At 62.0% G+C, this 19917-nt stretch carries 19 protein-coding genes and 2 tRNA genes; 8 read left to right on the plus strand and 13 right to left on the minus strand.

From position 1 onward, the window contains the following. Positions 1-41 precede the first annotated feature (41 nt). Both BPHYT_RS08410 and BPHYT_RS08415 read left to right on the plus strand, forming a co-directional pair. On the plus strand, positions 42-983 hold the full coding sequence (locus BPHYT_RS08410; protein WP_012432718.1) for an aldo/keto reductase: 942 nt from the start codon (positions 42-44) through the stop codon (positions 981-983). 30 nt (positions 984-1013) lie between these two features. Continuing rightward, positions 1014-1397 (plus strand): hypothetical protein, encoded by a 384-nt coding sequence (locus tag BPHYT_RS08415; protein ID WP_012432719.1) that lies wholly within the window; start codon positions 1014-1016, stop codon positions 1395-1397. Between the two features lie 136 nt (positions 1398-1533). On the opposite strand, the gene BPHYT_RS08420 is transcribed toward BPHYT_RS08415, so the two are convergent. From BPHYT_RS08420 to BPHYT_RS08450, 7 genes are all read right to left on the minus strand, one after another. Continuing rightward, positions 1534-1971 carry a response regulator gene (locus BPHYT_RS08420; RefSeq protein WP_012432720.1) on the minus strand — a complete coding sequence of 146 codons (438 nt, stop codon included), beginning with the start codon at positions 1969-1971 and terminating at the stop codon, positions 1534-1536. A gap of 129 nt (positions 1972-2100) precedes the next feature. Beyond that, positions 2101-2991, minus strand: a complete 891-nt coding sequence (locus BPHYT_RS08425) for a formate/nitrite transporter family protein (protein ID WP_049868980.1) — start codon at positions 2989-2991, stop codon at positions 2101-2103. Between the two features lie 108 nt (positions 2992-3099). Further along, the gene (locus BPHYT_RS08430; protein ID WP_041758388.1) at positions 3100-3408 is read right to left on the minus strand and encodes a hypothetical protein; all 309 of its coding nucleotides are present in this window, start codon (positions 3406-3408) and stop codon (positions 3100-3102) included. Further along, entirely contained in the window at positions 3405-3779 is a 375-nt protein-coding gene (locus BPHYT_RS08435) for a phage holin family protein (RefSeq protein WP_012432723.1), read from the minus strand. The genes BPHYT_RS08430 and BPHYT_RS08435 overlap by 4 nt, the downstream gene beginning before the upstream one ends. 105 nt (positions 3780-3884) lie before the next feature. Beyond that, positions 3885-4181 carry a hypothetical protein gene (locus BPHYT_RS08440; protein ID WP_012432724.1) on the minus strand — a complete coding sequence of 99 codons (297 nt, stop codon included), beginning with the start codon at positions 4179-4181 and terminating at the stop codon, positions 3885-3887. A gap of 339 nt (positions 4182-4520) precedes the next feature. Next, positions 4521-4607, minus strand: a tRNA-Leu gene (locus BPHYT_RS08445). A gap of 241 nt (positions 4608-4848) precedes the next feature. After that, positions 4849-4935: transfer RNA gene (locus BPHYT_RS08450), tRNA-Leu, on the minus strand. Positions 4936-5286: 351 nt separating this feature from the next. On the opposite strand from BPHYT_RS08450, the gene rnr reads away from it, so the two are divergent. The 3 genes from rnr to rpiA all read left to right on the plus strand — a co-directional run bounded on the left by rnr (position 5287) and on the right by rpiA (position 9494). Then, complete coding sequence (rnr, locus tag BPHYT_RS08455; RefSeq protein ID WP_012432725.1) at positions 5287-7788, plus strand: ribonuclease R; 2502 nt, start codon at positions 5287-5289, stop codon at positions 7786-7788. Between the two features lie 185 nt (positions 7789-7973). Beyond that, positions 7974-8717: a 23S rRNA (guanosine(2251)-2'-O)-methyltransferase RlmB gene (rlmB, locus tag BPHYT_RS08460; RefSeq protein ID WP_012432726.1), complete on the plus strand. Its 744-nt coding sequence runs from the start codon at positions 7974-7976 to the stop codon at positions 8715-8717. Between the two features lie 81 nt (positions 8718-8798). Next, complete coding sequence (rpiA, locus tag BPHYT_RS08465; protein ID WP_012432727.1) at positions 8799-9494, plus strand: ribose-5-phosphate isomerase RpiA; 696 nt, start codon at positions 8799-8801, stop codon at positions 9492-9494. 124 nt (positions 9495-9618) lie between these two features. Here the strand turns inward: rpiA and BPHYT_RS38610 are convergent, their stop codons facing one another. Beyond that, complete coding sequence (locus tag BPHYT_RS38610; protein ID WP_167315738.1) at positions 9619-9792, minus strand: hypothetical protein; 174 nt, start codon at positions 9790-9792, stop codon at positions 9619-9621. 174 nt (positions 9793-9966) lie between these two features. Between BPHYT_RS38610 and BPHYT_RS08470 the strand changes: the two genes are divergently transcribed. The 3 genes from BPHYT_RS08470 (at position 9967) to BPHYT_RS08480 (ending at position 12079) form a co-directional block, all read left to right on the plus strand. Next, positions 9967-11163: a glycosyltransferase gene (locus BPHYT_RS08470; RefSeq protein ID WP_012432728.1), complete on the plus strand. Its 1197-nt coding sequence runs from the start codon at positions 9967-9969 to the stop codon at positions 11161-11163. Between the two features lie 197 nt (positions 11164-11360). Next, positions 11361-11660, plus strand: coding sequence for a type II toxin-antitoxin system HigB family toxin (locus BPHYT_RS08475; protein WP_012432729.1), 300 nt, complete (start codon positions 11361-11363; stop codon positions 11658-11660). Next, entirely contained in the window at positions 11657-12079 is a 423-nt protein-coding gene (locus BPHYT_RS08480) for a helix-turn-helix domain-containing protein (RefSeq protein WP_012432730.1), read from the plus strand. Before BPHYT_RS08475 ends, BPHYT_RS08480 begins: the two co-directional genes overlap by 4 nt. Before the next feature lie 207 nt (positions 12080-12286). Here BPHYT_RS08480 and BPHYT_RS08485 read toward each other — a convergent pair whose 3' ends face one another. The 5 genes from BPHYT_RS08485 to BPHYT_RS08505 form a co-directional block, all read right to left on the minus strand. Further along, on the minus strand, positions 12287-13684 hold the full coding sequence (locus tag BPHYT_RS08485) for an undecaprenyl-phosphate glucose phosphotransferase (protein WP_012432731.1): 1398 nt from the start codon (positions 13682-13684) through the stop codon (positions 12287-12289). 36 nt (positions 13685-13720) lie between these two features. Then, complete coding sequence (locus tag BPHYT_RS08490) at positions 13721-14455, minus strand: Crp/Fnr family transcriptional regulator (RefSeq protein WP_006048767.1); 735 nt, start codon at positions 14453-14455, stop codon at positions 13721-13723. Between the two features lie 629 nt (positions 14456-15084). Continuing rightward, the gene (locus BPHYT_RS08495; protein ID WP_012432732.1) at positions 15085-17733 is read right to left on the minus strand and encodes a glycosyl hydrolase 2 galactose-binding domain-containing protein; all 2649 of its coding nucleotides are present in this window, start codon (positions 17731-17733) and stop codon (positions 15085-15087) included. 40 nt (positions 17734-17773) lie between these two features. Beyond that, entirely contained in the window at positions 17774-18856 is a 1083-nt protein-coding gene (locus BPHYT_RS08500; protein WP_012432733.1) for a DUF1839 family protein, read from the minus strand. Continuing rightward, positions 18853-19917 carry an amino acid--[acyl-carrier-protein] ligase gene (locus BPHYT_RS08505; protein ID WP_012432734.1) on the minus strand — a complete coding sequence of 355 codons (1065 nt, stop codon included), beginning with the start codon at positions 19915-19917 and terminating at the stop codon, positions 18853-18855. Before BPHYT_RS08505 ends, BPHYT_RS08500 begins: the two co-directional genes overlap by 4 nt.

Here is a 19917-nt window from a genome sequence, read left to right on the forward strand (position 1 = left end):
GTCCTTCATCACAGCGCATGAAATAGTGCGGAGGTGTCGCCATGATTGAGTCTTCCGATTTCCGGAGCAGAAAGATAGCGCTTGATCACGGAGGCGGCCGCGTGCCCGCGCTCGGATTCGGCACCCTGATTCCCGATGCAGCGACGACCACCAGCGCTACCAGAGACGCACTGGAAGCCGGCTATCGGCACTTCGATTGTGCCGAGCGATATCGAAACGAGCGCGAGGTGGGCGACGCTTTGCGAGCAGGACTCGCTGCCGGAGGGATCGCGCGCGAAGAGATCTTCGTGACGACAAAATTGTGGAATTCCAATCATCGGCCCGAACGTGTCGAACCGGCGTTCGATGCAAGCCTTGAAAGACTCGGGCTCGACTACCTCGATCTCTATCTGATACATACGCCGTTCGCGTTTAAGCCAGGAGACGAGCAGGACCCGCGCGACGAAAACGGCGATGTCATCTACGATAAAGGCGTCACCTTGCTGGACACGTGGAGTGCGATGGAAGAGCTCGTCGATCGTGGAAGATGCCGGGCTATTGGACTGTCGGATATCGGACTGGACGAATTGCGGCCTCTCTATGAATCGGCACGAATCAAGCCGGCCGTGGTGCAGGTCGAAGCCCATCCCTATCTTCCGGAAACGGAGCTTCTGGAATTCTGCAAGGAGAAGGGAATCGTGTTTCTGGCTTTTGCGCCATTAGGTCACGGAATCAGGCCGGGGCCGCTTGAGGATCCGGTCATCTTGCAGATTGCCGAACGAATTGGAAAGACACCGGCGCAGGTGCTGCTCGCCTGGGCGATCCAGCGCGGCGGAGCATTGCTCACCACCCCCAGGACGGCGGCCCGCGCGCGCGAGAATTTCGATATCGCCGCGCTTCCCGCAGAGGCGTTCGACGAGATCAACCGGATTGAGACGCGGCAGAGGTACAACGAAGTCGTCAAGACGGGTAGCCCCGGGTTTATTCCGCGGCGTCCGCAATAGATAGAGGTGAACGGTATCCGGAGGCAAGCCATGCAGGAAGACAAGATACGCGAAGCCCTGAGCGCGCACTGGCACGCGTCGGCGGTGGGTGATCTCGACGCGGAACACGGTATTTACGACGATGATGCCATCTGTGACTATCCCCAATCAGGGGAACGAATCATCGGGCGAAGCAATTTGCAGGCGCTGCGGAGTCATCATCCAGGTAAGCCATCAGGATTCAATGTCAGGCGAATGCAGGGAGAAGGTAATCTCTGGGTCACGGAATACACCATCAACTATGAGGGGCGCACGGCCTACACAGTTAGCATCATGGAGTTTTGCAACGACAAGGTGATTCACGAGACCCAGTATTTTTCGGATCCCTTCGAGGCGCCGGGTTGGCGGAGCCGCTGGGTTCAGAAGATCGCGTGACGTCGCTCGGTTAATTCTCGATGCAAACGCCCGCGCGGCACTCTGCCGGCCGGGAATACACTTGATCCGAGCGGGGTAGCAACCTTCTTCATCGGTAGGATGTCGCCGCTCTCCACCGTCGGCATGACCCGTCGAGTTAGGAAATGATTGCGGAAGTCACCGGTTGCCAGCGTGACATTGCACGGTCGGACCATAACGGGCGAAGCGTTTCACGCAACGGTCGCGAAAATAGCAACTGTCCTACAGTCGACTCCATCGCATTGAAATCTACCGGCTTGAGAAAGAACGCGTCCCAGAGCGCGGGCTTTTGTCGAAGCTGCACCTGCGCAGAAACCATAATTACCGGTATTGCCGTAAGGGCAGGGTAAAGCTTAAGGCACCGACACAACTCGACCCCATCCATCTCGGGCATGCTGCAATCCGTGACAATGAGGTCCGGCAAATTTCTTCCTGCTTGTTCCAGCCCGCTCCTACCGTCTTTGGACAAAAGCACCCGATATCCGCGCCATTCCAGAGCCGCGCTTAAAGCAGCCAGGATTTCTGGATCGTTATCGACTAGAAGGATGGTTGGCATGGGAACGTCCGGAGCGTTTCATGAACCGGCGCAACAACCATGCCGCTGTCGCGAGGGCCCGTGCGGTTTCCGCGCAACTACGGCGAATGCGAACATCGGCCGCGCACATTCGGCCCGTGGCGATTGGGTTCACCCATTTGACCGTTCTCCGATCGCAGCCGGTTCGCTTCGGCGCTGCGGCTCCGACGCTGTGATCTCCGCCGCTATGGAGCCATGGTTAATGATTGCCACCAGCGAGATGCCGCCGATCATATTGCCAAGCAAGGTAGGCGCAAAGAATCCGCGCAGATAATCCTGAATACTCGCCGCGCCGGTCATGACGGCGTAGCTCGCTTCAACCGAACCGGCGATGATATGGGAGAGCTTGCTGATCGCCACCACATAGGTGATCAAAAGAATTGTCACGAGCCGGGCCGAGCGCGCACTGGGCAGTAACCAGACCATCAGCGCAATGAGCCAGCCGGCGAATACCGCGCGAACGACCGTCACCAGAAAGCTGCCGGAATACGGCTGTGTCGCCAGCGCACCCAGCGACTTGACGACATCGTCGGAAAATACGCCCGGAATCTGCAGCATCGCAGCGAATATCAGTGTGCCGCCAATATTCGCCGACAGCACGAGTACCCAAAGCCGGGCGGTTTTCGCAACGGTTTTGAGGTCGCGACGCGTAAGGACCGGCAGTACGGCACTCAGCGTGCTCTCGGTAAAAAGCTGCTGTTGGCCGAGAATGACGATGACAAAGCCGACTGAGTAACCGAACGAAGTAACGAGGAAGCGCCACGAGGTGTCGGGCAACGAGCTTTCGATGACCGCCTGTGTCAGGAAAGAAAAGCCCATCGACAGCCCCGCTGCCAGCGCGGACATAACAAGGGCTCCTGCCGTCCGGGCCATGGCGGCCTCACCTTCTTCTCTGACGACCTCGTGGATCACCAAAGCGCGGGGAGAGGCGTGTTGTGCTGCCTGTTGCTGTTCGCCGTCGTCAAGATGGGGAGAGTTGGAGCCAGTATCTGAAGCGGCCATGCTTGGAATCCTGCAAAAGCCGGTCATCTTGCGGTGTCGCAGATTGTTCGGCGAACTAAGGGGGAGCAGCGCCCCGAATGGTCGGCGTGCGACCAGACGCGGCGGTGTTCAGGCGGTCTTGGAGATTGCCTGGTGAATGGTCCTGCCTAGCCAGGCCGTGATCCCTGATCGGGCGGCAATGCCAACCAGACGCCGAGGTCCGAACGCTATGGCGCCGACGCTCAAAGCGAGAACCAACGAGACATGTGGCGCATCTGCTAGCGAAGCCAATATGCCGGCGGCGGGAGACCGGTTTAGTTCGCGTGAGCCGGAGATTGGCCGGGGCGTGCTGTTTGCTTCGACCAGCGCCGCGCGCGAGTCCGCCATTCGCATCAGAATCGCGGTCTCCTGGTCCTTGTTGCTGATTGCGCGTTTCATTTGAGGGCTTCCCTGAGAGTGTCGAGATCGCGCCGAATCTCAGTCTGGAGGATCTGCAGCGATTGTCCGGGCGTCTGCGAGCGAACGACGAGCAGAGCGACGACGGACACCGCTAGCCACATTCCTGCAACGCCCCACACCACTTGCAGAAAATAAGGGGTGCCCCAGGCAGTGGCGATGACCGCGATACACACGAACGACAGCGTGAAGAGGGCAGCCACGGCGAGGACTACTAGCGCGCTTAGTTCGCGTACCAGGCGTTGGCGGGTTTCCTCGAGTTCGATCCCGAACAGTTCGCCGTAGTCGGTAGCTCGCTCGACGCAGAATGCGCTGACATTTCGCCACTTCGTGATTTTTGAGCGCACGGACATTTACGAACTCCTCGGAGCAGGCACGTTTTTCGAAAGCGCCGTTGGGCAGCTGTGCAATCGGCTGCATAACGGTGTGGTCTCGTGCAAGCCGAGACGTCTGCCACGTTAATCCCGCTCTCTCCGGTTGCCGCTGTTGTTGTAGGCAACAGAGCGACTCGATGCATGCAACGCTCCGAGAATAAAGCCGACGCTGGCGGCAATCGCAAGCGCCGCGAACGGCTTCTCCACGGTCGATTCGCGCACGACGTCCGTAAAATCTGCACAGAGTTGCCGCGCTTTGCCGCTCAATTCGTTTGCGGTTCCGCTAATTTGCTCACCCGCGGTGGCCAGCAGATCCTTCCCAGCTGTCTGCACATCGCTTGCAACTCGAGCCACCGTGTTGTCTCCGTTCGTCGTTTCCATTTTCTGATCCTCCAATAGACCTGCAAGGTTGGCACTACGCGGGCCGGCGGGAGCGAATGCTCCGGTTCGTGACGTAATGGGTGTCGCAACGGCTGTACCTGAATGCCAACGGATGTTGTGGCCGGTCTATTGAGGTAGGAAGTACGAGTAAGCGGATCCGGCTTGGGAGAGCGGCAAGGTGGCAAAGGAGTTACTTTGCGAGGCAGCCATGGACGCGCCGCGATCCGCAAAAATCGTCGAAGCCGGTGTACGCACGAAGCTGTAGAAAACAAAAAACCCCGTAAGACGTTGATCTTACGGGGTTTCTCGAACTTCTTCGGCTTACGCCGAAACGACTGATGGTGCCCAGGAGAGGACTCGAACCTCCACGGTGTTGCCACCGCTAGGACCTGAACCTAGTGCGTCTACCAATTCCGCCACCTGGGCACGTTTTCAAGCTAGACCGCTATTTTAGCGTGATGATTTAGCGTGTCAATCCCCACCTGCAAACTGACTCCGCTTCAATCAACCGCCCGGATATCGCGTGCAATGAAGGGATGCTTCATCACTCGACAACCGTCCTGCCAACCACTCAATCCACCCAATAATCCGTGCTGATAAACAGAATCGGATCATTCGGCTTCACACAAAAAGTAAAGCCGCTCGTAAGCGGCTTTACTTTTGAATCTGGTGCCCAAGAGAGGACTCGAACCTCCACAGTGTTGCCACCGCTAGGACCTGAACCTAGTGCGTCTACCAATTTCGCCACCTGGGCAGGTGATGAACAGCAAAGAACGCCATTATAGCGACAGATTGGAGCCTGTCAAGCGTTTCTCAAAACTCACTTAAACATCGCGGCGACGAGCCTGCGCGCGCCGCTGGACAACCGTCCGGCATCTATTGACAGGCCCGCTTGGGGCGCAATACGGGTGTTAGAATGCCTCGCAGTAGTTCGTTGGCACGGTGCACACGCCCGTCGGACTCAGCCTTGAACGAGCTGGACCCGAGCAGTTTTTTTCTGTGCATTTGCAGGTGCAATTCGAGCGCAGCCAAAGCGCAACCAGAGCGCACTGCAATCGCTTCCTAAGCCGAGCCACATCGCCGAGCCACATCGCGACCGACGTCCATGCAACGAGAAAAAATCATCGATAAGCCCTTGAGCAAATTTCCGTATCCGATTCCAAGCCGCGAGGAGATCCTCGGCGTCCTGCGCACGAGTGAAGCCCCGCTTGCCGCGAACGACATCGCCGAAGCCCTGTCGATCAAGCGCCAGGAGCGCGAAGGATTTTTCAAGCGCCTCGGCGCGATGGAGCGCGACGGCCAGATCCGGCTCGATCAGCGCAATCTCTATCAGCTGACTCATCCGTCGAACTTCGTCGCGGGCCGCGTGCAAGGTCATCGCGACGGCTACGGCTTTCTGATTCGCGACGATGGCCAGGACGATCTGTTCCTGCCCACCGCCGAAATGCAGAAGGTCATGCACAACGACCGCGTGCTCGCGCGCATCGTCGGCTATGACCGGCGCGGCCGTCCGGAAGGGCATATCGTCGAGGTCACGGACCGCGCCAACAAGCGCGTGATCGGCCGCCTGCTCAACGAGAACGGCGCGCTGATCGTGGCGCCCGAAGACAAGCGCATCGGCCACGACATTCTGATCCAGCAGAACACCAAGAAGGCCAAGGTCGGCCAGGTGGTGGTGGTCGAGCTGACCGATTTCCCGAGCCGTCATTCGCAGCCGCTCGGCCGCGTGGTGGAAGTGCTCGGCGATATCGACGACCCCGGCATGGAAATCGAAATCGCGGTGCGCAAGTACGGCGTGCCGCACGAATTCAGCCAGGCCGCGCTCGACGAAGCCTCGCGCCTGCCCGACGAAGTGCGCCCGGTCGACGCGCGCCATCGCATCGATCTGCGCGACGTGCCGCTCGTCACGATCGACGGCGAAGACGCCCGCGACTTCGACGACGCCGTGTACTGCGAGCCGGTCCAGGTCGGCCGCGGCGAGGGCTTCCGTCTCATCGTCGCGATCGCGGACGTCTCGCACTACGTGCACCCGAAGAGCGGGCTCGACGCCGACGCGATCGAACGCAGCACCTCGGTCTATTTCCCGCGCCGCGTGATCCCCATGCTGCCGGAGAAACTGTCGAACGGCTTGTGCTCGCTGAACCCGCACGTCGACCGTTGCGTGCTGGTGTGCGACATGATCATCACCGCGCGCGGCGAAGTGAAGGCGTATCAGTTCTATCCCGGCGTGATGCACTCGGCCGCGCGTCTGACCTACACGGAAGTCGCCGCGGTGCTGAAGAACACCAAGGGCCCGGAGGCCACGCGCCGCGCCGCCTTGCTGCCGCAACTGCAGAATCTGTACGGCGTCTACAAGTCGCTGTTCGCCGCGCGCCAGAAACGCGGCGCGATCGACTTCGATACCACCGAGACGTATATCGTCTGCAATGCGCAGGGCAAGATCGAACAGATCATTCCGCGCACCCGCAACGACGCGCACAAGCTGATCGAGGAATGCATGCTGGCCGCGAACGTCTGCGCGGCCGACTTCCTCAAGCGCAACAAGCATCCGGGGCTGTTCCGCGTGCACGCCGGACCGACCGCGGAAAAGCTCGAGAATCTGCGCACGTTCCTGCGCGGCATGGGCTTGACGCTGGCCGGCGGCGACAAACCGCACGCGAGCGACTACGCGGCATTGATGGCGCAGATCCGCGAACGGCCCGACGCACAGATGCTGCAAACCATGCTGCTGCGCTCCATGCAGCAGGCGGTCTACAGCCCGGACAACATCGGCCACTTCGGTCTCGCGTACGAGGCGTATGCGCACTTCACGAGCCCGATCCGCCGTTATCCCGATCTGCTCACGCACCGCGCGATCTACGCGATTCTGCAGGGCCGCAAGTATCAGCCGGAGCCGCCGCAAGGCGTCGAGCTGAATACGGCGCTCTCGCCGCGCGCGCGCGCCATGCAGCAGGCCGACGACGAAAAACGCGGCCGCGTGCGGGGCAACAACGTGGCCATCTGGGAAGAGCTCGGTCTGCATTGCTCGGCCAACGAACGCCGCGCCGACGAAGCCTCGCGCGACGTCGAAGCCTGGCTCAAGTGCTACTTCATGCGCGACAAGCTCGGCGAAGAGTACGGCGGCATGGTGAACGGCGTGACGTCGTTCGGTATTTTCGTGCAGCTCGATTCGCTCTTTATCGAAGGCCTCGTGCACGTCACCGAACTTGGCTCGGACTACTTCCAGTATGACGAGATCAAGAACGAGTTGCGCGGCGAGCGCACCGGGATTCGTTATCGCCTGTCGGATCGCGTGCGGGTGCAGGTGAGCCGCGTCGATCTGGATGCACGCAAGATCGACTTCCGGCTCGTGCGCGACACGCCGATCAAGCCCCCGCTGGTGCGTGGGCCGTCGGCCGACAAATCGTCCGGTGAAAACGGCGGCGCACGCGTGCGTGCGTTGCCGCCGGCGGAAGGTGGCGCGCCGGCGCCGGGCGCGCGCCGCAAGAAGGCTGCGCCCGCGCAAACCGCGGCGGTCAAGGAAGCACGCGCGGCGCGCGGCGCGGCGAAGAAGCACGGCGCCGCGACCAAATCGGCACCGAAGCCGCAGGCACGCAAGAAGCGCTGAAGCCGCCTGCTTGCTCAAACCGCGCGCATCGGGCACATAGCAACGTGCCGGTTGCGCGCGGTCTGCGTTTCATCGCCTTCGAGCATTCGAACATGGCAGCCGCAACGCATGCAGTAAGCACGCAGGTTCGTATTCATCACAGCAGCGCGCGTCGAACGCGCGCTCAATCAAAGGTTGTATCAGTCATGGCACGTCTCAAGGTTTTATACGGTTTCCACGCAGTGACCGCACGTATGCGGCATGACGCGTCCACGGTCGAAGAGGTCTATTACGACGCGACGCGCAAAGACCGTCGCATGACCGAGTTCCTGCACGCGGCGAAAGAAGCCGGCGTGCGTCTGATCGCCGCCGACGAAACGCGTCTCTGGGGCCTCGCCCACACCGAGCGTCACCAGGGCGTGGTGGCACGCGCCGGCGACATGCCGCTCGCGCAGAACCTGGCGGAGCTGCTCGACGGCATCAACGGTTCGCCGCTGATTCTGGTGCTCGACGGCGTGACCGATCCGCACAACCTGGGCGCCTGCTTGCGCGTGGCGGATGCCGCCGGCGCGCACGCGGTGATCGCGCCGCGCGATCGCGCGGTGGGGTTGAACGCGACGGCCGCGAAAGTGGCGAGCGGCGCGGCCGACACCGTGCCGTACATCACCGTGACGAACCTGGCGCGCGCGCTGCGCGAGTTGAAGGACGCGGGGGTGTGGGTCGTCGGCACGGCCGGCGAGGCCACCAAGAGCCTCTACGACACGGAACTGGACGGTCCGGTGGCATTGGTGATGGGCGCCGAAGGCGAGGGCATGCGCCGCCTGACGCGCGACACCTGCGACGTGGTGATGCAGATCCCGATGGCGGGCACGGTGGAAAGCCTGAACGTCTCGGTGGCGAGCGGCGTGTGTCTGTTCGAAGCGGTGCGTCAGCGGTCGGTGAAGAAGTAAACCCGAAGTAAGCCCGACACGACCGGCGCTGGTCCACCACTCCGGTAAACTAGCGCTTTTTACTGCACGCCTGCCTTTCCCATGACTCAAGACGAACTCAAGCAACTGGTCGGCCAGGCCGCCGCCGACTACGTGAACGCCACTGTGCCCGAAGGCGCGGTGATCGGCGTCGGCACCGGCTCCACCGCGAACTGTTTCATCGACGCGCTGGCTGGCAACAAGGCGCGCTATCGCGGCGCGGTGTCGAGTTCGCTCGCCACCACCGCGCGCCTGCAAACGCACGGCATCAAGGTGTTCGACCTCAACGAAATCGATTCGCTGCCCGTGTACGTGGACGGCGCCGACGAGATCGACCGCAGCGGCGCGATGATCAAGGGCGGCGGCGGCGCGCTGACGCGCGAAAAGATCGTCGCGTCGGTGTCGGACGTGTTCGTGTGCATCGCCGACGCCAGCAAGCTGGTCGAGACGCTCGGCACTTTCCCGCTGCCGATCGAAGTGGTGCCGATGGCGCGTACCGCGATCGGCCGCCGCGTGACGGCGCTCGGCGGCGTGCCGGTGGTGCGCGTCACGAAAGAAGGCGTGCCGTTCATTACCGACAATGGCAACGAGATCATCGACGTCAAGGGTCTGCGTATCAGCGACCCGCGCACGCTGGAAACGCACATCAACGCATGGCCGGGCGTGGTAACGGTGGGTCTGTTCGCCGCCCGTGGCGCGAACCTGTGCCTGCTCGGCACGGACACCGGCGTCGAGACGATCGAGTACAGCAAGGGCTGAACAACGCTGCCCAAAGATCGCGCGGGCCTGGATAGACCGGCTCGCGCGGACATTGAATGCGTGACTCGCATCTGTGTCACTAGCGCGTGGCTTCGTTGATCACTTGGGTTATCCGCTAGTTTTATCACCCCGCTGAAAATTCCATTCGCGCATCGGCCGGCACTTGTTCCGCAAGACGCTGCGCCAATGCCGGATCGGCACGCAACGTGCCGATCGCATCAGTTAATGCCGTGACATCCCCCGCGTTGCAACGAATGAGCGAGCGCCGAAGCGCCAAAGCGTCGGTCGTCAGACGCATTCAAAGGCAAAGACATGGGAAACGCCGCTTCGCAATCGGCGAACGGCGAACGGCGATGCCTATTATTCGCGAGCTGTCGCGCGTCGAATGTGGGCACGCGCACGCACAGCAAACGTAGCGCCACATACACTCGTTGCTAGGCGTAAAAGGCGTCAATTAAAAAACGAGGGGATCATGAAAGTGGCGATCGTGCACGACTGGCTGGTCGCGCCGGGCGGCGCGGAGAAGGCGCTCGAGCAGATCATCGAATGCTTTCCCGATGCCGATCTATTCAGTCTCGTCGATTTCCTCGCAGACCATAAGCCGTTACGCGGCAAGCCCGTGACGACTTCATTCATTCAGCGACTGCCGTTCGCGCGACGCCACCATCGCGCTTATTTGCCATTGATGCCGCTTGCCGTCGAACGACTCGATCTGTCCGCCTACGATCTGATTATTACGAGCTCTCCTGCGCTCGCCAGGGGCGTGCCGGTCAGGCCGGATCAGAAGCTTATGAGCTTCGCGCATTCACCGATGCGCTTCGCGAGGGATCCGCAGCATCAGTCGTTGCACGAAGCGGATCAGACGCGTGAGACAAAGTCGTGGGCGGCGTGGGCGTTGTTCCACTATCTGCGCGGCTGGGATTCGCACTCGGCTGACGGCGTCGACCGGTTAATCGCGAACTCGCATTTCGCTGCGCGTCGCCTGATGAAAACTTACCGGCGTGATGCGGCCGTGATTGCGCCGCCCGTCGACGTGCACCAATTCGAACTGTGCACGCGCAAGGAAGATTTTTATCTGGCTGCTTCGCGGATGGTGCCGTACGAGCGCATCGATCTGATCGTCAAAACCTTCAACGCCACACCGCACCGCCGGCTGGTCGTAATCAGCGACGGGTCGGAAATGGCGACGATTCGCGCCAAGGCTGGTCCGAACGTGACGATCCTCGGCGCGCAGCCGTTCGAGGTGCTGAAGGACCATCTGCAACGCGCGCGAGCTTTCGTGTGCGCCGCCGAGGAGGACTTCGGCATGGCCGCGCTCGAAGCGCAGGCATGCGGCACGCCGGTCATCGCATTCGGCAAGGGCGGCGCGCTCGAAACCGTGGTGCCGATCGGCGAGGCGCATCCCACCGGCGTGTACTTTGAGCGCCAGTCGGTGGTGTCGATGCTCGACGCGCTCGATCGGTTCGAGCGTCAGCGCAACCAGATCACGCCGGCGGCCTGCCGCGCGAACGCTGAACGCTTTTCGCCGGCAGTATTCCGACGCGCGTTCATGGCCGAGGTCACGCGGACGATCGCAGCGGCGAGCCGGCGCAGAAAAGCAGTTGGGGCCGCTGAAGTGGTCGAAGGTGACCGCGTCGCCGGTTTCCGCATGTTGGCGGGACGACGCTGAGCTGTGAGTGGGCGTCCCATTATTCGCTCATTGCGAACTTCGCAAATTGCGAATAAAATGCTTTCGTCGTACCGCAGTAGGCAGCAAATAGCCGTTCGGACTATGCCGTCCGGCCGGCTATCGGTGTCGATCCGTCCCGTTTAGCCTCGCAGGTAGAGCGCGCACATTCAGCGCGCGAACACGTGCGAGGAAATCCGATGCGGGTCATTTCAAAGAAAGCGTTGCTGGACTTCATAAAGAGACATCCGGGGGCGCGCAGTGCGCTATTGACTTGGTATTCACTGGCGCAGGCATGCCTCGCGTATGGCTATAACGACCTGAAGCAGACGTTCGCCGGTGTGGACTACGTGCCGCCTCAATACACGGTTTTCGACGTGGGCGGCAACCGGTTCCGGATCGTTGCGGCGATTCACTACAACAGGCAGTCGATATTCGTTCGTCATGTAATGACGCATGCGGAATACGACCTTTGGACGAGGAAGAATCTAAACTCATGAATGCCGATCGCCTTCCGGGAGCTTTTCCCGACATCGCTCAAACCTGGGCCGCGCTGCAAGCGCAGTTGCCGATCACGCCCATTCGCAACGAGCAGGATTACCAGACCATGGTGCGGCTCGCCAACTCGCTCTCTGATCATCTGAACGGCAACGAAGAGGATCCGCTCTCGGATCTGTTCGCGATCGTGACCGACCTGATCGAAATCTGGGAAGCGCATAACGTGACGATTCCAAAAGCGGAACCCCGCGAGGTCTTGCGGCATCTGCTGGAAACGCATGGACTCAAGCAGAAGGACCTGATAGGTATCGCATCGCCCACGGTGGTGAGCGATATTCTCGCGGGCCGCCGCGCCATCAGCAAGAAGGTGGCGAAAGCGCTGGCCGTGCGTTTTCATACCGACGTCAGCGCGTTTCTGTAAAAGCCGCGCAGCGCCGGCTCAGTTTCCGCGCCGTACGTGGTGCTGACCGGCAAGCTTTCCCGTTGCACACCTCGTCCTTTCGACACCGAACCGGCGGCATGTTTCAGGCCGTCGGCTTCGGTGCTTGCCGCATTGGTTTCGCTTTTTATTTTCCGCGAGAAATGAGCTTCCGGCCGCGCCGTTGCAGATCCGGACGGATTGGCGCGCTCAGAATGCGTTGCGGCCGACAAAGCCCTTGAAGATCGTGATGAACACGATCTTCATGTCGAACCAGAACGACCAGTTATGAATATAGAAGAGATCGAACTTGACGCGCGCTTCCATCTTTTCCACCTTGGTGGTGGCGCCGCGATAGCCGTTGACCTGCGCCCAGCCGGTGATGCCAGGCTTGATCCGGTAGCGGTGCATATAGCCGTACACCTGATCCTTGTATAGATCGTCGTGTTCGACCGCATGCGGGCGCGGACCGACCACGGACATCTGCCCGAGCAACACGTTGAGAAACTGCGGCAGTTCGTCGAGACTGGTGCGGCGCATGAAGCCGCCGAGCTTCGTGACGCGCGCGTCGTTGCGCGAGGCCTGGGTGAGCTGGCCCTGCGCTTCGTGATGCACGGTCATCGAACGGAACTTGTAGATCGCGAACGGCTGGCCGTCCACGCCCTTGCGCGTCTGACGAAAGAACACCGGCCCCGGCGAGCCGAGCTTGATGCCGATCGCGAGCGCCACGAAGACCGGCGCGAGCGCGAGCAGCGCAGCCGCCGCGAACAGCCGGTCGAAGATCAGCTTGGGCCACATCTGCGGCGACGAGAAGGGCGTCGCGCTGAGATTCAGCGTCGGTAAACCGACGACATCGACCAGCGCGTGATTGAAAAGCGAGAGGCTGCGTACATCGGGAATGAAGCGCAGATTCACGAAGTCATGGCGGAACATGCGCGTGAAGCGGTAGATCGTATGTTCTTCCGACAGCGGCAACGCAAGCCACACTTCGTTCACGTGATCTTCACGCACCTTGGCGGCGAAGGCGTTCAGATCGGTCAGGACGGGCAGGCGGTTCAGACGTGCGCCGTACGGCTCGGCTGCTTCGAAACTGGTGTGGCAGCTCGTATCGAGCACGCAGACCGGTTTGAAGCCGGCTTGCGGCGCGTGTTCGAGATGGGCGAGCAGTGTGCGCGCAAAACCCGGTGCGCCGACAATTGCGACAGTGCGGGAATTCATCCCGCGACGCCGCACCATGCGCAGCACCGCGTGCACGAGGCACTTTGTAACGATGATCAGCGCGCCGGAAATCACCGTCGAGTAACCGAACCACAAGCGCGACACCGCATCCATGCGATGCAGCGTGAAAGCCAATACAAGCGCGGTGAACACAACCACCAGCCACGCGGCCGCCACTCTCGCCAGCATGGCGGGCAGCGGTTTGCCGCGCCAGGTTTCATACACCCCGAAGCCGGGAAACAGCAACAGCAGGAGGACGCAGTTAAAGGCAATCAGAAGGCGTTCGGTGTCCGACAGCGCAATCGGCGTCGAGAACCGCATCCAGTGAGCGAGCAGCCCTCCCGCAATCACGAAGAGTACGTCGAGGAATCGCGCAGTATTCCTGAACATATTCGACTCTATTCACTAGTCAGACGAACCAGCACTTTACTCGACGGTTTCAGCCTGACGCAGACGCGGCAGAAGGCGGTCGAATTCGCGTTTGACGAGGCCGTAGCATTCGCAGGCGCGTGCTTCGAGTCCTTTACGGTCGAGCACCTTGATGTGGCCGCGGCTGTGATGGATCAGGCCTTCGTCGTGCAACTTGCCGGCCGCTTCGGTGATGCCTTCGCGGCGCACGCCGAGCATGTCGGCGATCAGTTGCTGGGTGACGGTCAGATCGTTCGAGGCCACGCGGTCCACTTCGATCAGCAGCCACCGGCACAGTTGCTTGTTGAGCGCGTGATGGCGATTGCATGCAGCGGTTTGCGCGACTTGCGTGAGCAGGGCGTGCATGTACAGCAGCATCAGGCGGCGCAGGAAGTCGGAGCGGGCAAATTGCTGCTTGAGTGCCTGGGCGCTCATACGGTAAGCAAAGCCTGCGCATTGCACCTGCACGCGGTTCGGCATGGTTTCGCCGCCCGTGAGCACCGGCACGCCGGTCATGCCTTCGCGGCCGACCGCGGCGATTTCCACCGAGCTGCCGTCTTCCATCGTCGAGAGCATCGAGATGATCGCGGTGGTGGGGAAGTAGACGTGATGAATGCGCTGACCGGAGTCGCACAGCAATTGCTCGGTGCGCAGATGAACCAGTTCGAGATGGGGAGCCAGCGCCTGCCATTCATGGGACGGCAATGCGCCGAGCAAATGGTTACCGTGCAAATCGGATTGAAGTGTCAGCATGATCGGTCCTCGCGTGAAAGTCGCGCTCTGCGTGACTTTCTGTTTTTGATCCGATGCCCGCATCCCTTTTTAACGGCGTGCTGCCTGGCGAGCAGCGAAGGATGAACAGGACCGGCCCCGTATTGGCCTTTGTTGCGCCGCCGCCGTTGTTGTGGATCTCTGCGGTGACGCGGTGTTGCGCTCTTCTATTAGCGAGGAGCGTGCCAGCGGGAGGCAAAACGAGGACTGGTGCGGGGTAACGCACCAAGGCTTAGCGCCGCGCGAAGGCAAACGTGACTTTTTGTTTCAAATCTGCACAACGTCCTCGCCGCCGGCGAGCGCGTCGCAGGCTCTGCCTGTTTCCCGGAAGTCCTTGATGCAGTTGGGTTGACGGGTGCTGGGAGGGGTTCGGAGGCACCTGTCTCACCGCTGAATCAGCGCCTCGGGGCACGTTCTCATGCGGCGTCCGGGATGTGCCGGAATTGATTCAGATGTGTTCAACACGCTTGGTTCGCTGCCGCACCGATGAAGTTTTTGGCGCGCTAAAAGTCTGAGAAAAACCAACAGTGATTCCGCAGACCAGACAGATGAAGACGCGCAGCGTGAGCTTTTGCGCGCCTTGCGAAGGGTTGGTTAGATCAGGGAGACCATCAGCCGTAGAAGATGGCGGATAACGCATTGACCGCGCGAACTTCGCCCGCGGGCGCCGGGTATGTTGCATCAGCTTGAAACACGCCACTCGATGCCTGTGCAACGAATCTTTCCTGCGACGCGAGCGCAATGAGCGGCACGATGCATGGCCGGTTCGGCGGCAGATGAAACCAGTCGCGCGCGGCCCTGTAGTGTGTGTCAACGATATGAACGAAACGCACAAAACGCTTCGCTTCGATCATGAGTTGCCAGTTGTCGCCGTTGCGTTCCACGCTGACCGTCAGGCCCAGATCGTGGCGCTCGCTCACACGCCGCTCCGGGAGATGAAACGCTTCCGCCACCACCTCGCCACTCGCCAGGTCGCGCAGTGTGGCAATCGTCACGTCGTGCGCGCGCGGGCCGAAGCGATATGCGTGGGTGAAGTCGAAGAACTGGCCGAGACACGCGGCCGCGCTGAGACGCTGCACACTGTGCGGCGCCAGCTCCACTTCGCGACTGGCAGAGGCGACCTTGACGCTGCCGTCACGCAGGCAAACGAGTTCCAGTTGCGCGCGCAGCGGCTGCGCACGTTCGTTCAGCAGATGAATATCAAGCCCGTTGAGGCCCTCGTCGGTGATGACGGCCTGAATGGGTTGCAGCGCTTGCGCGAGGCCGTGCAGGGCGCTTTTAGGCCGTCCTGTGGCGTCGATCAAGCCCCAGCCTGCGCCGGGACGCAAATCCTGCAGCTGCCAGACCAGCGCGCCGCCGCAACTGGAACCGGCGCGGCGCCATTCCGCGAATACATCGCCCATCAGTTCGGCGACCACCGCGCGCGACAGGTCCAGATAGCGCTCGGGGTCTTCGTAGCGCAAGCGTGCCGGCTCGACACCGTATAACGTCTGCAGATAATGATCGCGCACGTCGTCGAAATCCCAGCCGGAGCCGGGGTCGCGCGGCACCGCGGCTTTCCAGCGCGGATCGTGCAGATGAATCGTGCCGAGCGCGTCGTGCAGCGTGGCGTCGTCGGGCACGTTGGCGAAGGCAAGGCATTCGGCGGCGAAGCGCACCTGCGAGCGGCGCACGTCGTCGAGCGGACGCTGATAGGCGCCCACGCCGTAGTAGTGAGTGACGCCCTCATTAGTTGAAAACGGCCACACGCCCCCCGATGGCGAGTTGCCGACATACGGCACGTCGGGCCGTTCACGCGCGACGATGGCGGGCAGTTGTTCAGTAAAAAGTGGTTGCGCGCGCATCGAAGGCGGCAGGCCGAACATGGCCGCCTGCTGGTCGACCTCGCTGCCGCCGCACAGCATCGCGAGCGAAGCGAAGCGCCGTGTGCGCGTTAAAAATTGCGTCGCTTCGCGTTCGATCGACGCGCTGAATGCGGCATCGTTCGGATAGTCGAAATTCGCCAATGCGAAGTCTTGCCAGACGAGCATGCCGTATTCGTCGGCGAGCGCATAAAACGCGTCGGACTCGTAGACCATCGTGCCGCCCACGCGCAGCATGTTCATGCCCGCATCGCGAGCCAGCGTGAACGCGTGGCGCAGTTGCGCCTCGCTGCCGGCGAGTGTGACGAGGTCCGCGCTGGTCCAGCATGCGCCCCGGCAAAACACCGGCACGCCATTCAGGCGCAGCGCGAAGCCCATACCGTCCGCGCCGCGGTCCACTTCGATACTGCGGAAACCGACTGAACCCAATGCGTGAGATGTCGCGTGCCCGTCATCGAGCTGCAATGTCAATGGATATAAAGTGGGCTCGCCGTGCGTATGCGGCCACCAGCGCTTCGCATCCGACACGCGTACGCTGCCGGTCAGTGTATATGCATTGCTCCATTGCAAAGACGAAACAGCGTCGCCGCATTTAAGCGAAGCGCGGCAGGCCGCGTCATCGTGCGGATGAACGAAACGTAGCGTGACCGTAACAAGGCCTGAAGCAAGACCGTCGTCATTGAGCTCGATGTGGCTCGAGACGTCGACGTTATCGAAAGCGTGCGGCGCGTCGCTCAGCAGTTCGACCGGACGCCATGGGCCGACCGCCTGCACCGATGGACACCAGCCAGGCATATGGCCGAGCAGGGTGGTGCGCACGTTGCGCAAGGTGGGCGGCGAGACGAGCCGCGGACGCCACCGCGCGCGCGAGCGTTTCGCCGTCAACGCCGGAGTGAGAGAGCGGAAGCACAGCGCGAGCGTTGCGCTGCCGTTCAGCTCGATGTCCAGATCGTGCGCGACGAACATCGAATCGGAATCGAGACGCTTCACCCCGTCGAGCCAGACTTCGGCGATGGTGGCGAGGCCATGCAGACGCAAGCGGCGACGGCCGGTGCCTTCGAGCGCGAGGCAATACCAGTGGTCGTCGAAAGCGAGCGGCGGCGGGTGCGCGAGGTCCAGCAGACCCGCGGCGCGGCGCGCGCTCGCAACGGTGCCGGGCACTTGCGCGGCGAGCCAGCCGTGCGTGGGTAAATCGGCGGGCGAGGCGCACGCGCCCGCGGGCGTGCTGACACACTGCCAGCCGGTATCGAGACGCCGCGGCCAGAGCGTTTGCGATACGCGCGCCAACGATGCGCCATTGGCATCGGCATCGGTTTGCGCGGCCTCGTCAGGCGTGGGCGCGAGCACACCGCTCGCGCCCCCTTCATCAGGCACAAGGTCTATCGTCAGTCCATCCACGGCAAATCCCCGAGAAGTCCGCGAAGCCGCGCAAGGCGTGTTACAGCACCAGCGCGGCGAGCGGCGGCAGCGTCTTTTCGTAAGCGCTTTCGAGCACGTCGAAGCAGTCTTCGCACAGATCGCGGCGCCCGCGGGTAATCGCCCGCACGAGCCGGAACTGCATCACCATCGACTCCGACGCGATGCTCTGCGCCGCTGCCGGAATCGACGCCGGCACCTCGAAGCCTTGCGCGGAGAGCCACGTCAGATACTTCGAGAGAAACTCGAAGTTCGCGCCGAGTTGCCGCATCAGGTTGAACGAGTACGGGTGGAAGAACTTTTCGCCACGTTCGAGCAACGTCTCGAGATGTGCGGGAAATGCGGCACGCCACTGAGTAATCGGATTGCTAAGCGGCCGGCGGCTCAGGTGCGCACACAGCAGTTCCGCCGAAGCCTCCGCGAGCGCGGTGCCTTCGAGCGCGGGCCGCGACTGCTTGGCGAACTCCACATACGGAAACAGCAGATCAGCCTGCTGCTGGAACTGCGGCAGCTTGCGGAACACGCCGTCGTAGTCTTCACCGTCGAGCAGATGATAGCCGGTGTTGTGAAAGTAGCCGAGACGGCGCGCGTCCGGATCGATGAAGTCGATGCCCACAGTGGTCTTCGGATGCTCGCGCCGGTACGACGTGGCGCGCGTATTCGGCAGGTAATAGCCGTCCACTTCCACCAGCACCGTATGACCGCGCAAGGTCTGCGCGAGCACGCGTGCTTCGAGCGAATCGTAGATGGCCAGTTCCTGCACCTGAGTGCCGTAGAGCCGTTCGAGATCTTCGAGCGGAAACTTGAAGAACGTAAACTGATCGCCTTCGAAATCCTGCGTGACGGTAAAGCCGAGCGCCGCGCGCGGTTCTAGCCCGAAGCCGTGCAGCAGTTCGATCCACAGATCGACGTAGCAGTTTGTCTCCTGCCATACACGCTCGCCCTGATGCAGCGCGTGCGGCGCATGCTCGCGCAAGCGCGCTGCGGGCGCTGCGGGCGAGGTAACGGCGCCGCCGGCAGCGGGCAGATCGACGTGGCGGCTCAGCGGAAAAGCGCCATTTGCGCCGTTCGCGCCATTCGGCACGGGTATCAGAGACGGATTCATACGCGCTCTCCGGAATCGTGCTCCGTGTCATCGGACGCCGTTCGCATGGTTTCCATGCCATGCGCCACACGCGCCTGGGTATCGCCCCACAGCAGCGCACGCACGTCGTCTGGCCACGCGTTCACGTCGAGCCCATGATGACGGAATAGCGCGAGGGTGATCCGTTCCATGCCGAAACCGACACAACCCGTATGCGCGATCGCGCCGTCTTCGCACTCGATCTTCCAGATCGCGCCGAAGTGCTCCATGTGATAGTTGAACGACAGGCACGCCGTCTTGCCGCGCGGATCGGCCACCGGAATCAGCAGTTCGAACTTCAGCGCCTGGGCACGCTGGCTATCGGCGACGATCTTGCCGCCGCGGCCGAAGAACGGGTCGTTGGCGAGATCCACTTCGACCGGCAATTGCAGCAGATCGATAAGCAGCGAGCCGCGCTCGATCCACATCTGCCGGAACGCCATCACCTGCTCGGCGTTGCCCAGGCGCACGTATTCGCGCTGGCGGAACATCTGCATGCGGCCCGGATCCAGCGACGGCTCGTGACGGAAGCAATACGACAGCACATCGATCGTGCGGCCGCCGGCCGGCAACGGACCGCGCCGCGCCATCACCGGATAGATCGGGTAGCAGGCGGCCGGCGTGAGCACGACGCGAGTCGGCTTCTGCTGCGCCATCCAGTCGTCGCTGCGATCGTCGTCGCGTTCGGTCATGGCGTCGTCGAGCGCGCGCAACAGGCGTTGGTGGCCCATGTCGTTGCCGCAGAACGAGTGAATCGTGCCGGCCAGGTTCGGGAAGCTCTTCAGATACTCGCTGTCTTCGAAGTCGGTGCGGCGCATGGCGGGCGGGAAACGCAGCAGTTCCGGCTGCTGATCCGCGCCGAGATGCGTGATCGCCACGTTCAGGCGGTCCACCACGTCTTCGAAAATCTGACTGCGGCCATACAGGCCGTTTTCGCCGGTGTCGATCAACAGGCCCGCGGCCAGCAGTTCGTCGCGAAAGCTCGGCGCCTCGGCTGCCTGAGCAGCGGCGGCAAGGGCGGCGGTATCGGTCATCGTGTTCAT

Origin of the sequence: Paraburkholderia phytofirmans PsJN, assembly GCF_000020125.1 — a bacterium.
Classification (GTDB): Bacteria; Pseudomonadota; Gammaproteobacteria; order Burkholderiales; family Burkholderiaceae; genus Paraburkholderia; species Paraburkholderia phytofirmans.

Excerpts from the sequence above, each read along its gene's own strand:
- BPHYT_RS08410 (WP_012432718.1), top strand. The coding sequence starts at position 42 with ATGATTGAGTCTTCCGATTTCCGGAGCAGAAAGATAGCGCTTGATCAC.
- BPHYT_RS08415 (WP_012432719.1), top strand. The coding sequence starts at position 1,014 with ATGCAGGAAGACAAGATACGCGAAGCCCTGAGCGCGCACTGGCACGCG.
- BPHYT_RS08420 (WP_012432720.1), bottom strand. The coding sequence starts at position 1,971 with ATGCCAACCATCCTTCTAGTCGATAACGATCCAGAAATCCTGGCTGCT.
- BPHYT_RS08425 (WP_049868980.1), bottom strand. The coding sequence starts at position 2,991 with ATGGCCGCTTCAGATACTGGCTCCAACTCTCCCCATCTTGACGACGGC.
- BPHYT_RS08430 (WP_041758388.1), bottom strand. The coding sequence starts at position 3,408 with ATGAAACGCGCAATCAGCAACAAGGACCAGGAGACCGCGATTCTGATG.
- BPHYT_RS08435 (WP_012432723.1), bottom strand. The coding sequence starts at position 3,779 with ATGTCCGTGCGCTCAAAAATCACGAAGTGGCGAAATGTCAGCGCATTC.
- BPHYT_RS08440 (WP_012432724.1), bottom strand. The coding sequence starts at position 4,181 with ATGGAAACGACGAACGGAGACAACACGGTGGCTCGAGTTGCAAGCGAT.
- rnr (WP_012432725.1), top strand. The coding sequence starts at position 5,287 with ATGCAACGAGAAAAAATCATCGATAAGCCCTTGAGCAAATTTCCGTAT.
- rlmB (WP_012432726.1), top strand. The coding sequence starts at position 7,974 with ATGGCACGTCTCAAGGTTTTATACGGTTTCCACGCAGTGACCGCACGT.
- rpiA (WP_012432727.1), top strand. The coding sequence starts at position 8,799 with ATGACTCAAGACGAACTCAAGCAACTGGTCGGCCAGGCCGCCGCCGAC.
- BPHYT_RS38610 (WP_167315738.1), bottom strand. The coding sequence starts at position 9,792 with ATGCGTCTGACGACCGACGCTTTGGCGCTTCGGCGCTCGCTCATTCGT.
- BPHYT_RS08470 (WP_012432728.1), top strand. The coding sequence starts at position 9,967 with ATGAAAGTGGCGATCGTGCACGACTGGCTGGTCGCGCCGGGCGGCGCG.
- BPHYT_RS08475 (WP_012432729.1), top strand. The coding sequence starts at position 11,361 with ATGCGGGTCATTTCAAAGAAAGCGTTGCTGGACTTCATAAAGAGACAT.
- BPHYT_RS08480 (WP_012432730.1), top strand. The coding sequence starts at position 11,657 with ATGAATGCCGATCGCCTTCCGGGAGCTTTTCCCGACATCGCTCAAACC.
- BPHYT_RS08485 (WP_012432731.1), bottom strand. The coding sequence starts at position 13,684 with ATGTTCAGGAATACTGCGCGATTCCTCGACGTACTCTTCGTGATTGCG.
- BPHYT_RS08490 (WP_006048767.1), bottom strand. The coding sequence starts at position 14,455 with ATGCTGACACTTCAATCCGATTTGCACGGTAACCATTTGCTCGGCGCA.
- BPHYT_RS08500 (WP_012432733.1), bottom strand. The coding sequence starts at position 18,856 with ATGAATCCGTCTCTGATACCCGTGCCGAATGGCGCGAACGGCGCAAAT.
- BPHYT_RS08505 (WP_012432734.1), bottom strand. The coding sequence starts at position 19,917 with ATGAACACGATGACCGATACCGCCGCCCTTGCCGCCGCTGCTCAGGCA.